We start from the raw sequence: 13,141 nt of genomic DNA, 5'->3' as shown, positions 1-13,141 counted from the left end.
CGCGCCCCGACTTCCGCATGGCCTCCCCTCCCATCGGGCGGGATGATCGCGAGGGTGGATCGTCTATGATGCGCCCTCAACTCGAGCGAGCCGCATGTCCGCCCCTTCGTCGCTTATCCCCTTCGGCCTGGGCCTGTGCGGCACGCTCGTGCTGTTCGGGCTGGGCCTCGGCCTCGCGCTGCAGGCCCCGTCGCCGCCACCGGAGCCCGCGCCCGAACCCGGCGAGGCCGCGGGTCCGGCCGGACCGCTCACCTACATGCCCCTGCCCGAGCCCATCCTGGCCAGCGTCCGGGACAACCGCCGCCAGCTGACCCTGCGCGTGGTCTTTGCCGTGGACGGGACCGGCCTCGACCTTCCGGCGATGGCGGGGAAGCTTCGCGCGGACATCCCGCTGCTGGTCGCCGAACTGGCCGAGGCGGTGCGCCTGTGCGACGAGACCCAGCCCACCATCGAGGCGTTCCGGCGCGCCCTGCCCGCCGCCCTGCGCGAGGTGGTCAATGCCCGCTACGGCACCGAGGCCGCCCCCGCCCCGGTCTATGAGGCGCTGCTGACCGAGTTCATCGTGCGCTGAACGGCACGGCTCTTGCAGGACCGGCAGGACGTTCGACTGCAGGGAGACCGCCATGCCGACCGATACCGCCGCCATGCCCGACGAGATGCCGCGCGATGCGCTCGACGGCCTCGTCATCGAGACGGTCTTCTTCGACGACCGTGGCGCCGAGGCCCGCCGCCGCACGCGGCCGCTTCGCACGCTGCTGGCGAGAAAGCCGCTGTTTCCCGCGGATTGTGGTCCGGCGGCCCTCTGATCCGCAACCCGTCCACGCCGGTGATCGCGCGGCACCCTGACGGGGCCTTCCGCGCGGCTGCGGGATCGCGGCGCTACGGCCGGGCGCCTTCGCCATAGGCCAGTTGCAGCCTGCGCTTGCGCATCCCCTCGGCGGCCTGGCGGGTGCGTGCGGCCTCGAGCGCCTCCTGCGCCTCGCGCACCGCATCGCGCGCCGCCACCAGCGCCAGAAGCACCTGCCCCCGCGACACGCCGCGCGTCCCCGGCTGCGCCAGGGACTCGGCAAGGCGGCGCAGATCCGCCTCGTGCTCCAGCATCGCCTCGGCATCGCCGCGGGCAATCGCCGCCCGCAGGGCATCCGTGGCCGCAGCAAGCCCCAGGCAAAGCGGCATGCCGCCCGGACCGGTCACGACCGGTCGTCCCGCCGCGGGCCGATCTGCTCCCAGGCGGCAAGGATGGTGCCGATGTGGCCGGCGGCATCGGCCAGCTGCGGCGCAGGCTCTCGCCGGAAGGCGGCGGCAACCTGGGTTCGGCAGTATTCATAGACGGCGAACAGGTTGTCCGCGATCTCGCCGCCCTTCTCGAAGTCGAGGCTGCCCTGCAGGATGTAGATCGCCGTGAAGGCGCGGTTCAGGTGCTGGTCGGGATAGACGGGGCCAGGTGCTGCCGCGGCAAGCGCCTTCAGTGACCGTTCCAGCTCGCGCAGCGTGACGAGGATGATCTGGTGCGGGTCCTCGACCGACTGGAAATCCACGGTCTCGGCACGCCGGTAGCGCGTCCTCGCATCTGCGAAAGTCATCCTCTGTCTCCTTCCGGAAGCGGCTGGGTTACAGAGGATTAAACGGCCGATCCGAAAGAACTTTTAGCGATTTTCGCGGCAGGGGGGACGAAGGGGCGGCGGCGGGGCCGCCCGGTCTCAGGCGGCCTTCGCGCAAGGATAGGAGGGCACGGAGACGACGGCCGCCGCCCGGGCGCGACGGAACAGCGGGCGGACGGTGGCCGAGGCGTCGGTTTCGGCCGCAAGCGCCTGTTCCCGGCGCAGCAGGCGCAGCTCGGACAGGATCGAGCGGATCGTGGCGCGCGTGGCGCGGCGGGGGATGCGCAGGTCGTGGCAGGGCACGAACATTCCGCCCTTCGACCAGTCGAGCAGGATCACCACCAGACGCGGATTGTCGAGCCGCATCAGCGCCACCTGCTGCCACTCGGCCGTCTCGTTCCCGGTGGTCGAGGGCCAGGAGACGACGACGGCATCGGGACGGCGGTGCGCCGGCAGCCGGCGCCCGTCAAGAACGGCAGTCTCGGCCCGGCCGCCCATGGCATGCACGAGGCCGACCAGACCGGGGATGGCGGCATCGCCGATGAAGCCCACGCGCAGGCCGGCAAGCGTGGCCTCGGGAACGGCGACGGCCCTCGTCAGGGGCTTCAGCACCGCCTCGGCATGGTCGAGCGCGCGGCGGTGCGCCTGCGTCAGCGAGGGAATGCGGCCGGTGACCTCGACGGGAAAGAACATGGCGGAACCCCTTGATGTGGCTGACGTTGAACGGAATGTGCCCTTGCCCTGCCCGGCGATCAATCGTCGCGCGGCATTGCGATACGGATGCCCCCAGCCGGCTTTCTTTGGGCAGGGGAGGCTACATCCGAAGGAGTGGGTCAGACGGCCTCCGCCTGGGCGGGCTCGCAGATCCGGTTGGCGGACAGCACCATCCCGACGTCGCCGCCGGCCAGCAATGCCAGCCCCGTGAGATGCGTCAGGCGCGAAAGAACCCCGCGCAGCGGCCTGAGCAGCACCAGTTGCTGCCCCACGAGTTCGTCCACCGGCACCGCGACCGAGCGACCGCCGGTGCAGAGGATGACGAACACCCGGCGCGCCGCGGGCCGGGGCCGGTCGCGGCGACCCTCGGGGGGGTGGCCGCGCAGGCCGTGCACCGCCACGATCTCGTTCTCGCCGATCCGCAGCACACGCTGGCCTCCGGCGGCCGAGATGGTCATCGCGGCCGAGGCTTCGACCTGAAGGATGGTGCGGATCGAATCAACCGGCACGACGTAGCGCACGCCATCGACACCCACGACCATGCCTTCCAGCACCACCATCGACAGCGGAAGCCCGATGTGGAACCGCATCCCCCCGCCCGGCAGCGGCACGGCGCGGAAGCTGCCGTTCATCCGCTTCAACCCCGCGACGAGTTCGGCCAGCGCCGGCGTCTCGGGCTGCGGCGCGCCATCGTCCTGCAGCATCACCATCACGCGCTCCTCGTCGCGGCGCAGCGTGACGTGCAGCGCGGTGGGCGCGGTCTCGGGCCGTTCCAGCCGGATCGCGCAGAGGCCGCGCAGGAGGCCGCGCAACCGCTCGAGCAGCGACAGGTCGAGCGGGAGTTCGTCCCCCGCCGAGGTCAGCCGCGCCTCGCGGCGACTGCGGCGCGCCAGCGTCTCGACGAAGGTCTGCAGCGGGCGCAGCACCGTGCTGGCAGGGCGGGCGCGCAATGTCACCGTTTCTTCCTGAAGGGCGGCGAGTTGCGCGGTCAGCGCGGTCTCGGCCTGCACGATCTCCTGCAGCCGCTCGGCGTGGCGGTCGAGCAGGGCGCGCACCGCGGGCCGTGCCGCCATCCAGTCGCCCCCGGACTGGCGCATCAGCGCGTCGATTTCGTCGGCGAGATCGCTGTCGGCGAGACCCGCCAGCAGGTGATGCACCATCGCCTGGCTTGCCGAGATCTCGCCGATGGTCTCGAGCATCTCGGGCGTGATCGCGGCGCCCTGCGAGAGCGGCGCGTCGCCGGGCACCTCGACCGGCTCCGGCTCGGCCGCCGAGGGGCGCAGCGCCTGCGTCAGCTTCAGCCGCCGCCCCGAGGGGTCCATGCGGACCAGCGCCTCGATGATGTCCGCCTCGTCCAGACGCGACGAGATCAGGAAGTCGAACAGCGTGTCGGTGCCGCGGAACACCGTGACGTTGGTGATCGAGCGAGCCTGATCGCCGCTCAGCCAGTCCAGCAGCGCCTCGGCCGTGCGCTCGTCGCTGTTGATGTCGGTGCGGATGATGTAGAAGCGCTTGCCCTTTTCCAGTTCCTCGGCCGCGGCGCGCACGCTTTCGGGCGAAAGCACGCGGTGGAAGTCCGAGGGCAGGCCCAGCCGGCGTTCGATCGCGCCCGCGGTCATCAGCCCGTCCGAGACGAAGCAGACGTTCGCCGCCTCCTCGAACAGCCGGTCGAGGATCTCCATCGCCGGCGTCTCGCCCTGCTCCAGCGCGTCGAAGGCGACCTCGATGGTCTCGATGAAGCCACGCGCGATATGTACGAGCATCGCATCCGGGGTGGCGCCGTTGGCATGCACCCGGCTGAACAGGTCCACGAGCGACATGGCGAGCTGCGCGGCGGTGTCCAGCGCGTGATGCTCGCAGGCATGGTGGGCCAGCCGCATCAGCCGGTCGAAGCGGCCGAAGTCGGCGTCGCTGCGCGAGGTCCGCAGGGTGTTCAGCACGCCCTCGAGCGTCGAGAGCGTCTCGAAGACATGGTCGGCACACCATGCCCGCAGCATCCGCCGCGGGCTGATCCCGGCCGCGGCGGCGGCCTCCGGCATCACCGCCTCGACCGCGCTCAACTCCTCGTAAAGCTTCAGCTGCGCCTGGCGGAACGCCTCGGCACCGCTGGCCAGAAGAAGCTGGTCGAGCGCCTCGACCACCCGGACGTAGCCCTGCGCGGCGGCGGCGGCGCGGGCCGGGTCAAGCGCGGTCGGAAGTTCGTCGGGCGCGGGGCTTTCGCCGGTGGCAATCCGCACGCCGATGCCGGCAACACGGGTCAGCGGCTCGGCGATCACGTCGAAGAAGGGCCGGTCGCCCGCCGGCCGCGGCGGGGCCGCCGGGGGCGCGTCCATCAGGTCATCCAGGCGCAGGACAAGGGCCGACAGCGTTTCAGGGTCCGCCGTGCCGGACAGGAAGGCCGACAGCGCTTCCTCCCAGTCGTCCAGCCCCATCTGGCGCGCCGCATGGCGAAGACCTTCCGCCTCGTTGCGCGCGGCGGTCGCGGCCGGCTGCGGCTCGGCCCCGAAGCGCGGGATCTGGCTGCGGAACCGGTCCAGCGCACCCTGCGCCATGTCGCGAAAGATCGCCCGGTAGGCCGGATCGTCGGCAAGGCGGGCAATCTGCCGGGCCGGTTGCGGCGCGGCCGGCGCCGCGGCGGCTTCGGCGGAGGGAACGGGCGCTGCGGAGGATGCCGGCGGTTCGACTGCCGCCGGCACCGCAGCAGGGCGCGGTTCCGGTTCGGGCTCGGGAGCGGCCGCCGCGGGCGCGGCAGGCTCGGCCGGGGCGGGTGCGGGTTCCGGTTCAGGGACGGCCGCCGGCGCCACGGACGCCGCACCTCCCCCTGCCCTGCACCGCGCGATCTTGTCGGCCAGCTGGACCATCAGGTCCTCGGAGCCGCCCGGGTCCACGTCGGCCCGCGTCGCCGCGGTTTCTTCCAGCATCGCCCGCAGCACGTCCGAGGCGAAGAGCAGGATCGCGACGATCTCGCCATCCATCGGAACGCCCTCGTCCCGGACCAGACCGATCAGGTCCTCGGACAGGTGCGCCCGGCTTTCGACCGTCGCAAGGCCCAGCACGCGCGAGTTGCCCTTGAAGGTGTGAACCGCGCGGAACAGCGCGCCCACATGGGCGGCGGGATCCTCGCCCGCCTTGATCGCCAGGAGGGAGGCCTCCATCGCGTCGAGCGCCTGCGCGCCGTCATCCGCATAGAGTGCCCAGATCTCGTCCATTTCGTCCGACATGGCGTCACCTCCCTCCGCAGGTCCGCCTCAGGCGGCCATCAGCGTCCGCATGGTGCGGGCCAGCTCGTCACCGGTCTTCTCCTCGAGGTCGTGCGAGACGGTCCCCGAGGGCTTGGCGACGACCCCGTCCGCGCCCAGCTCGCGCGCCCGCGCGGCATGGGGCGAGCCCGAGACCGCCACCGAGGACAGCATGCAGATCTTGGCCCGGGTCTTGAGCTTGGCGTGGCGCAGGAACTCCATCCCGTCCATGACCGGCATCTCGATGTCGAGCAGGATCAGGTCCACGTTCGGCTGGGCGGCAAGCTTGTCCAGCGCCTCCTGCCCGTTGGCGGCCTGGGCCACGACCTTGAAATCCGGCAGGGTCTTGATGAAGCTGGCAATGTAGAGCCGCATCATGGCGGCATCGTCCACGATCATGACGTTGTAGGGCATGGTTTACTCCCGATAGGTTGCGGCGCGCCGGACGGCCCCGGCGCGTCTCGGTCAGAAATCTGCGAAGCCGCGCTCGTCGCGGTCGGCACTGTGGGGCGCGTGGCCATTCGATCCCGCCCGCCCCGGACCGGCGGGTGGAGCGGTGATCGGACGAGCCCCAAGGCCCATCTGTGCGGCCACCATCTGCTGCAGTTGCGCGAGCATCTCGGGCGGCAGCGCCTCAAGGGCGGGCAAGGCGGCCGGTGCCTGAGCCTTGACCTTGCGCAGCTTGAAGCGGCCGATCTCGGTGCGCATCGCCTCGGCGGCCGATTGCATCTGCGTCGCCGACGAGGCGAGTTCGTCCGCCTGCTGGCTGTTCGACAGCGCCGACTTTGCCACATCGCCGATGGCCGAGGAGATCTGCGCCACGCCACGGGTCTGCTCGTCCGAGGCCCGCGCGATGTCGTGCACCAGCATCTTCACCTTCTCGATGTCGTCCACGATCGAGACGAACGAGCGCGAGGTCTCGGTCGCGATGCGCACCCCGGCATGCACCCGGTTGCCCGCATCCTCGATCAGCTCGGACGTCTCGCGGGCGGCCTTGGCGGATCGGCCGGCAAGGTTGCGCACCTCATGCGCCACCACCGCAAAGCCGCGGCCATGCTGGCCCGCGCGGGCCGCCTCGACGGCTGCGTTGAGCGCGAGCAGGTTGGTCTGGAAGGCGATCTCGTCGATCACCTTGATGATCTTCGCGATGCCCTGCGACGAGAGGCGGATGCCCTCCATCGCCTGCACCATCTCGGTCACCTTCTCGCGGCCTTCGGCGGCGACGTTGGCGGCGCCCTCGACCAGCAGGCTCGCCGACCGTGCGGCGGCGGCATTGGCCTTCACCTGGCTGTCGGTCTCCTCGGCCGAGGCCGAGACCTCGTCGACCGACGAAGACTGCATGGCCGAGTTCGAAGCCAGCGACTGCGAGGCCTGGCTGACCTGCATCACCGTCTGCGCCGTCTGCTCCAGCTGCACCGACAGCGAATGGAACACGCCGTTCAGGCTGCCGTAGGTCCGCTCGAAGGACCGCACGATCTCGACGAAGTCGCCCGAGAACTTGGACAGGTCCACCTCGCGGTCCAGCCGGCCCTCGACGATGCTGTCGGACAGCATCGCGACCTCGGCGGTGACCGCCTTCATGTTGGCGCGGAAGCGGTCGATGACGCGGTTCACCATGACCTTCTTGCCCGGCCACTGGCGCATCGGCGCGTCGAAGTTGCCCTCGCCGATCGCCTCGAAGCAGCGAATGGCCTCCTCGATGGACTGGACCTGGCTCTCGACCATCTCGTTCAGCGCCGCCGCGACTTGGCCCAGGTCCTGCGGATAGGCGGCGACGTTCATGCGCACGTCGACATCGCCCGCGACATGGGCCGCCGACATCGCCTTCACCTCGGCCAGAAGCCGATGGATCTGCGCGTCCGCCTCCTCGGCCGACTGGCGTGCCCCGCGCAGGTTCGCACGGACCGCCTCGATCGCGTCATTCGCGGCCGACTTGGCACCGGGGAAGCGGGACACGGGCGCATCGAGATCGCCCGCGCCCATCCTGCGCACGCAGTCGAGCGCCTCGGAGATGGTGGAGATGTGGCTTTGCACCATCTCGTTGACCATGCGCGCGGCGGCGCCAAGCCCCTCGGGATAGGCCGCCGGATCAAGGAAATGCGCGATATCCCCCTTCACATGGGCATTGGCCATGGCGGTCATGTCGGCGACCAGCCGCTCGATGTCGCTCGGGCCGGCGTGGGCGGGCGCTGCAATCGCCGCCGCGGCCTCGCCGGCCGCGGCAGGGGCGGCCTTCCGGGCGGCGCGCGGCTTGGCTGTCGGCCGCGCCGCCTCGGGCTCCGCTGCCGGAGCAGCTTCCGCCGCCGCTGCGGCTTCCGCCGGCGCCTCCAGCCAGTCGAGCGGATCGTTGGTCAGGCGCGGCGCAGAGGCGGCGGCCGGCGCCGCGGCGGCCTTGTTCGGACGGCGAGTCATGCCTTGGTTCCCTTTCGTCTGGCGCGGCGCCCGTCCTGCATCAGCAGGCGGGCAAGCTCCGCATGGTCGGCCGCGCCGGTGCTGCCCGGCGCATGGGTGAAGATCGTCCGGCCGCGTCCCGGCGCCTCGGCCAGCTTGACCGAGGTGCGGATCGCGACGGGCAGGAAGCTCTCGCCGAAACGCTCGGCGAGGCGGGCGCGCACCTCGCGGTGCACGGCAAGGCGGTCGGAAACCCGCGTGGCCAGCAGGCGCAGGCGGCTCCAGTCGAGGCCCGCCGCCTGCATGGTGCGCAACAGACGGTTCAGGCCCTGAAGCCCGAGGAAATCCGGCTCCAGCGGGCAGAGCACCAGATCGGCGCCCTGCATCAGCCGCGCGATGGCGCCCGACCAGTTCGGCGGCGCGTCGATGACCAGCCAGTCGGCGCCGCACATCGCCGGATCGGCACTGCCCTCGGGCATGTCGACCGGCTCGGGGGCGCCGGGCACCAGCCACAGGTCCGCCTCGCCGGGCACGGACGCGGGCCGGCCCGGACGCCCGGCAAGCCAGTCGGCGACGGTCCAGCCACCCTCTGTGCCGGAAAGTCCCAGGCTCGCGGTCAGGTGCATCTGCGGATCGAGGTCCACCAGAAGCACACGGCCCCCGCCGGCGCGGGCCAGCGCCGCCCCGAGATTGGCCGCGGTCGTCGTCTTGCCGACCCCGCCCTTCTGGTTGCAGATCATCACGCGCATGTCTCAGGCCACCATGTCGGCCGGGATCGCCAGATCGTCGTCGCCCACCAGCACCTCGGCATCGAGCAGGATCGTCACCCGCTCGCCCACCCGCGCGAGGCCCATCACCGGGCTTTTCGATCCACGGCCGAACTGTCCCGGCCGGTCGATCTGCGACGGCAGGATGTCGAGAACCTCGCTCACCCCGTCCACGATCAGGCCGACCGGCGCATCCGCCACGTCTAGCACGATGATCACCGTGCGCTCGTCATACAGGCGCTCGGGCATGCCGAAGCGCAGCCGCACGTCGAGCAGCGGGATCACCTTGCCGCGCAGGTTGATCACGCCCTTGATCCAGGCGGGCACGTCCGGCACGCCCATGATGCGCTGCATGCCCACGATCTCGGTGACGCGGCCAATGCCCACGCCGTATTCCTCGGGCCCCAGCGCGAAGGTCAGATACATGTCGTCCACGTTGTCCGTGTCCGAAAGCGGCTGGGCCTCGGCGCGGGCGGTGCTGGTCAGGTCTTCGGCCATGTCGCTGTCTCCTCTCGTGTCACTCATGGGCCGCAGCCCGGCGCGCCGGACTGGCGGCCGCTGCGGCCTGGGCCATGCGGCCCGGGATGTCGTCGAGCGTCAGGATCTCCTCGGCGGCGCCAAGGTCGCGTGCTGCAAGGGGCATGCCGTAGACGACCGAGCTGGCCTCGTCCTGCGCGAAGGTGCGCCCGCCGGCGCGCCGGATCGCCAGCAGCCCCGCCGCGCCGTCGCGGCCCATCCCCGTCAGCAGGGCGGCCGAGCACAGCGGACCCGCGAGCCGCGCCACCGAGTTGAACAGCACATCGACCGAGGGGCGCGAGTAGCAGACCGGCTCGCCCGGCACGAGGCGCACCCGGTATCCGCGGGCCGCGGCCTGAAGCTCCATGTGGCGCGTGCCGCCGGGCGCGATCAGCACGAGGCCGGGCAGCACGAAGTCGCCGTCCACCGCCTCGCGCACCCGCATCTGGCAGATCGCGTCCAGCCGTTGCGCGAAAGGCGCGGTGAAACCCATCGGCATGTGCTGCACGATGACGATGCCGGGCGTCTGCGGCGGGAAGAGCGGCAGGATGCGGCTGAGCGCCTGCACGCCGCCGGTCGAGGCGCCGACCGCGTGGACCCAGCCCTCGGGCGCCACGGGCGAGTGCAGCACCGGCGCGGCTCCGCCGGGCAGGCCCGGCCGCGCCTGCGCGGCGGCCCAGACCCGGGCACAGACGTCGGACATGATCGCGGGCAGCCCCTCGCCCACGCCGAGCGAGGGCTTGGAGACGATATCCACCGCCCCCGCCTCCATCGCGCGCATCACCAGCGCGCCGCTCTCGCGCGTCAGCGACGAGATCACCACCGTGGGGACGGGCGCGGTCGCCATGTAGCTGCGCAGGAAGGTCAGCCCGTCCATGTGCGGCATCTCGAGGTCGAGCGTCACCACGTCGGGGCGAAGCTCCGCCATGCAGTCCCGCGCCGCGGCGGCATGCGAGGCCGTGCCGACCACCTCGAGCCGGGGATCGGCCGACAGCCCGAGCGACAGCACCTTCCGCACCATGGCGGAATCATCGACGATCAGCACGCGGACGCGCGGCTCGCGTCCCTGTGCAGGCTGCGCGAGGGCCCCCGGGACCGGCTGCGCGATCCTCATGGCGCCACCTTCCGGTTCAGCCCGCCGGACAGCGTCCGCCAGCCCACGGCGTGGTCGCGCACGTTCTCGCTGACGCTGGTGACCAGCCAGCCGCCCGGCTCGGTCGCCTGCCACATCGCCTCGAGCGTGGCGGCCTGGTCCTCGCGGTCGAAATAATACAGCACGTTGCGGCAGAAGATGACCTGGAACGGCTTGCGGAACGGATAGGGCCGGGTCTTGAGGTTCATGCGGCGGAAGGTGCAGGCCGCGCCGATCTCGGGCGCGACGCGAAAGGCGCCACCGCCCAGCGGCACGAACCAGCGCCGCAGCATCGCGTCGGGCACGAACTCCAGGTGCCTGCGGCTGTAGACGCCCTTCTCGGCCTGCTCGACCATGGGCGCGCTGATGTCGGTCCCGAGGATCTGGGTCCGCGCCAGCGCCTCGGACCCCAGCGTCTCGGCGATCAGCATGGCGATCGTATAGGCCTCGTCGCCGCTGGAACAGGCCGCGCTCCAGATCCGGATCTCGTCGCGGCCCTCCAGCGCCGGCAGCACCAGCGAGCGGAAGGCGTCGAGCACGTCCGGCTCGCGGCAGAAATAGGTGTGGTTGGTCGAGGCCGCGTGCATCACCGCAAGCTCGAGCTCATGCGCCCCGCTGGCGTTCAGCCGGATCGCGATGTCGGCAAGGCTGGGCAGGTCATAGGCCCGCTTGACCCGCGACAGGCGCTGGCGCAGCAACTCGCCCTTGTGCTCGGGGAAGGTGATCCCGCAGCGCCGGCTCAGCCAGACGCGGATCGCCTCGTATCCCGCTTCCTCGCGCCCGCTCATGCCGCGGCCCCGCCGTGCAAGCGGTTGCAGTCGAGGACCAGCGCCACCTCGCCGGTGCCGAGCAGCGCGCAGCCCCAGCTGGCCCGCACCCGCGCCAGACGGCCGGCGAGCGGCTTCATCACGACCTGCTGGCGGTCGATCACCTCGTCCACCGGCAGGGCGATGGGTCCGTCGGCGGTCGCCACCACGGCCAGCACCATCGCGGGCAGCGGGCGCAGATCGGCCCCGGCCTCGTCGTAGAACCGCTCCAGCCGGCAGACCGGGATCCAGCGGCCGCGCAGGCGCAGCATCTCGGTCCCGCCCGCGGCGCCGATGCCCATGATGTCCGGCGCGGACGGCTGGACGATCTCGGACACGACGTCGATGGGCAGGGCATAGAGGCGTGCGCCCAGGCGCAGGATGATGCAGTCGAGGAAGGCAAGCGAGACCGGGATGTGCAGCGAAACCTCGCTGCCCTGCCCCGCGCGGCTGTCCACGCCGATCCGGCCGCGCAGTGCCGTCATCGTGGCGTTCAACACGTCCATGCCGACGCCACGCCCCGACAGGTTCGTCACCGTCTCGGCCGTCGAGAAACCGGGCTGGAAGATCACCTTCCAGAGCGTCGCGGGGTCGGGTTCCTCGTCGGGGCCGAACAGGCCGCGCTCGCGCGCCCGCTTCAGGATCTTGTCGCGCGAGAGACCCCGGCCGTCATCGGCCACGGTGATGCGCACCTCGCTGCCGATCTGGGCGGCGGAAAGCGTGATCCGCCCGGTTTCGGGCTTGCCGGCGGCGCGCCGCTCGTCGGGCGTCTCGAGCCCGTGGTCGGCCGAGTTCCGCACCACATGCAGGAGCGGGTCGTAGAGCTGATCGGCCACCAGCTTGTCGATGGCGGTATCCTCGCCCTCGAGCACCATCTCGATCGACTTGCCGGTCTGGCGTTCCAGCTCGCGCACCATGCGGCGCAGGCGCTTGAAGACCTCGTCGACCGGCACCAGACGCAGCTCGGTCGCCGCATCCTGCACCTCGCGCACGATCATCGTCAGGCGGTGCACGGCGGCGTCGAAGGCGGCCAACTCCAGCCCTTCCAGATCGGGCGAATGGACGGTCTCGGAGACCGACAGCGACAGTTCCCCCACCAGATCCATCAGGCGACTGATCTTCTGGGACGAAACGCGCATCAGCCCGCCGTCGGGCCCGGTATCGGTCGCCGCGCTCATGGCCCATCACCCCGTGGGGCGCCGGGGTGCGGGGCCTGGGCCCTGCTGCACGGAAGGATGACGGAGACCGGATGGATCATGGCGAATGCCTGTCGCGGGACGCGCGCTCAGGCGGCCTCCTCGTTCCGGTCGAAGTTGAAGATGCAGACGCCGTCAAATCCGGTGGACTTGAACAGGAAGGTCTTCTTCATCGTGTCGAGGAAGCCGCCGTGCTTCTTCTCGAAGTTCTTCAGCTCGCCGATCGCCGGGAAGAAGACGTTGATCGACACGTCGCCTTCCTTGGAGATCAGCACGTTCAGGCCGCTCAGGTTGCAGGTTGGGATGGCGTTCCCGAGCGCCTCGATCACGAACGGGACCGCGATCTGGGCCGCGTCGAGACTCGGGAATTTGAGATGGTACGTTTTTGACAGCATGACGCTCTGGCCCCGCATTCTTCTGTTCCGTCCGACGCAGAACGACCCGAACGGCAGGAATGTGAGCCGTCTGACGGATGGAACCGCCCCAACCTTTCGTATGGGCGCACCCGCAGCGACACAGCCTTCGGCAGGTATCGCCGCGGCGAAAGTCGGGCCGGCGTCCGGGCGGTCATCCACCCCGAGCCGAAAGTGCTGTCGGAAAGCCGTGCAGCCCTCGTGTCCGGGCGGGCCCCGACGGATCTTCGACGCGCATGGGCGGGTGGAGGGCCGCGAGACCCGGTCTGGGATGCTCTATCGACCCGCCCGCGGGCCGTTTTAGCAGGCCCGCAAAATTTTTCGCGGGCACCTGCGCGATCTGGCACGACTCCTGCCTCCTGTCCG

Annotated in this window: 14 protein-coding genes; 2 read left to right on the top strand and 12 right to left on the bottom strand. The window is 71.0% G+C overall.

Annotation, left to right across the window (positions count from 1 at the left end):
- The first annotated feature begins 94 nt into the window (after positions 1 to 94).
- Entirely contained in the window at positions 95 to 571 is a 477-nt protein-coding gene (locus CK951_RS07515; protein WP_096785559.1) for a hypothetical protein, read from the top strand.
- Positions 572 to 623: 52 nt separating this feature from the next.
- Positions 624 to 806 carry a hypothetical protein gene (locus tag CK951_RS07510; protein WP_096785558.1) on the top strand — a complete coding sequence of 61 codons (183 nt, stop codon included), beginning with the start codon at positions 624 to 626 and terminating at the stop codon, positions 804 to 806.
- A 73-nt stretch (positions 807 to 879) separates the two neighbouring features.
- Here the strand turns inward: CK951_RS07510 and CK951_RS07505 are convergent, their stop codons facing one another.
- The 12 genes from CK951_RS07505 to CK951_RS07450 form a co-directional block, all read right to left on the bottom strand.
- Positions 880 to 1,194 (bottom strand): hypothetical protein, encoded by a 315-nt coding sequence (locus CK951_RS07505; RefSeq protein ID WP_096785557.1) that lies wholly within the window; start codon positions 1,192 to 1,194, stop codon positions 880 to 882.
- Positions 1,191 to 1,583 carry a flagellar export chaperone FliS gene (fliS, locus tag CK951_RS07500; protein ID WP_096785556.1) on the bottom strand — a complete coding sequence of 131 codons (393 nt, stop codon included), beginning with the start codon at positions 1,581 to 1,583 and terminating at the stop codon, positions 1,191 to 1,193. The genes CK951_RS07505 and fliS overlap by 4 nt, the downstream gene beginning before the upstream one ends.
- A 117-nt stretch (positions 1,584 to 1,700) precedes the next feature.
- Entirely contained in the window at positions 1,701 to 2,294 is a 594-nt protein-coding gene (locus CK951_RS07495; protein WP_232520713.1) for a hypothetical protein, read from the bottom strand.
- Positions 2,295 to 2,434: 140 nt separating this feature from the next.
- Positions 2,435 to 5,536: an Hpt domain-containing protein gene (locus tag CK951_RS07490; protein ID WP_096785555.1), complete on the bottom strand. Its 3,102-nt coding sequence runs from the start codon at positions 5,534 to 5,536 to the stop codon at positions 2,435 to 2,437.
- Positions 5,537 to 5,563: 27 nt separating this feature from the next.
- On the bottom strand, positions 5,564 to 5,968 hold the full coding sequence (locus tag CK951_RS07485) for a response regulator (protein WP_011908653.1): 405 nt from the start codon (positions 5,966 to 5,968) through the stop codon (positions 5,564 to 5,566).
- Positions 5,969 to 6,019: 51 nt separating this feature from the next.
- Positions 6,020 to 7,966: a methyl-accepting chemotaxis protein gene (locus tag CK951_RS07480; protein ID WP_096785554.1), complete on the bottom strand. Its 1,947-nt coding sequence runs from the start codon at positions 7,964 to 7,966 to the stop codon at positions 6,020 to 6,022.
- Positions 7,963 to 8,694 carry a ParA family protein gene (locus CK951_RS07475; protein WP_198402418.1) on the bottom strand — a complete coding sequence of 244 codons (732 nt, stop codon included), beginning with the start codon at positions 8,692 to 8,694 and terminating at the stop codon, positions 7,963 to 7,965. Before CK951_RS07475 ends, CK951_RS07480 begins: the two co-directional genes overlap by 4 nt.
- A gap of 3 nt (positions 8,695 to 8,697) precedes the next feature.
- Entirely contained in the window at positions 8,698 to 9,210 is a 513-nt protein-coding gene (locus CK951_RS07470; protein WP_096785553.1) for a chemotaxis protein CheW, read from the bottom strand.
- 19 nt (positions 9,211 to 9,229) lie between these two features.
- Positions 9,230 to 10,342, bottom strand: a complete 1,113-nt coding sequence (locus CK951_RS07465) for a chemotaxis response regulator protein-glutamate methylesterase (protein WP_096785552.1) — start codon at positions 10,340 to 10,342, stop codon at positions 9,230 to 9,232.
- Positions 10,339 to 11,148 carry a protein-glutamate O-methyltransferase CheR gene (locus CK951_RS07460; protein ID WP_096785551.1) on the bottom strand — a complete coding sequence of 270 codons (810 nt, stop codon included), beginning with the start codon at positions 11,146 to 11,148 and terminating at the stop codon, positions 10,339 to 10,341. The genes CK951_RS07465 and CK951_RS07460 overlap by 4 nt, the downstream gene beginning before the upstream one ends.
- Entirely contained in the window at positions 11,145 to 12,344 is a 1,200-nt protein-coding gene (locus tag CK951_RS07455) for a chemotaxis protein CheA (RefSeq protein ID WP_096785550.1), read from the bottom strand. Before CK951_RS07455 ends, CK951_RS07460 begins: the two co-directional genes overlap by 4 nt.
- 107 nt (positions 12,345 to 12,451) lie before the next feature.
- Positions 12,452 to 12,775 carry a hypothetical protein gene (locus tag CK951_RS07450; RefSeq protein WP_232520712.1) on the bottom strand — a complete coding sequence of 108 codons (324 nt, stop codon included), beginning with the start codon at positions 12,773 to 12,775 and terminating at the stop codon, positions 12,452 to 12,454.
- Positions 12,776 to 13,141 lie beyond the last annotated feature (366 nt).

It is taken from the genome of Rhodobacter sp. CZR27 (assembly GCF_002407205.1).
Taxonomy (GTDB): Bacteria; Pseudomonadota; Alphaproteobacteria; order Rhodobacterales; family Rhodobacteraceae; genus Cereibacter_A.
This window is presented reverse-complemented; position numbering and strand designations above follow the sequence as displayed.

What these genes read in the sequence shown, in the direction of transcription:
- CK951_RS07455 (WP_096785550.1), bottom strand. Translation starts at nt 12,344, where the DNA reads ATGAGCGCGGCGACCGATACCGGGCCCGACGGCGGGCTGATGCGCGTT.
- CK951_RS07465 (WP_096785552.1), bottom strand. Translation starts at nt 10,342, where the DNA reads ATGAGGATCGCGCAGCCGGTCCCGGGGGCCCTCGCGCAGCCTGCACAG.
- fliS (WP_096785556.1), bottom strand. Translation starts at nt 1,583, where the DNA reads ATGACTTTCGCAGATGCGAGGACGCGCTACCGGCGTGCCGAGACCGTG.
- CK951_RS07510 (WP_096785558.1), top strand. Translation starts at nt 624, where the DNA reads ATGCCGACCGATACCGCCGCCATGCCCGACGAGATGCCGCGCGATGCG.
- CK951_RS07490 (WP_096785555.1), bottom strand. Translation starts at nt 5,536, where the DNA reads ATGTCGGACGAAATGGACGAGATCTGGGCACTCTATGCGGATGACGGC.
- CK951_RS07515 (WP_096785559.1), top strand. Translation starts at nt 95, where the DNA reads ATGTCCGCCCCTTCGTCGCTTATCCCCTTCGGCCTGGGCCTGTGCGGC.
- CK951_RS07495 (WP_232520713.1), bottom strand. Translation starts at nt 2,294, where the DNA reads ATGTTCTTTCCCGTCGAGGTCACCGGCCGCATTCCCTCGCTGACGCAG.
- CK951_RS07485 (WP_011908653.1), bottom strand. Translation starts at nt 5,968, where the DNA reads ATGCCCTACAACGTCATGATCGTGGACGATGCCGCCATGATGCGGCTC.
- CK951_RS07470 (WP_096785553.1), bottom strand. Translation starts at nt 9,210, where the DNA reads ATGGCCGAAGACCTGACCAGCACCGCCCGCGCCGAGGCCCAGCCGCTT.
- CK951_RS07475 (WP_198402418.1), bottom strand. Translation starts at nt 8,694, where the DNA reads ATGCGCGTGATGATCTGCAACCAGAAGGGCGGGGTCGGCAAGACGACG.
- CK951_RS07450 (WP_232520712.1), bottom strand. Translation starts at nt 12,775, where the DNA reads ATGCGGGGCCAGAGCGTCATGCTGTCAAAAACGTACCATCTCAAATTC.
- CK951_RS07480 (WP_096785554.1), bottom strand. Translation starts at nt 7,966, where the DNA reads ATGACTCGCCGTCCGAACAAGGCCGCCGCGGCGCCGGCCGCCGCCTCT.
- CK951_RS07460 (WP_096785551.1), bottom strand. Translation starts at nt 11,148, where the DNA reads ATGAGCGGGCGCGAGGAAGCGGGATACGAGGCGATCCGCGTCTGGCTG.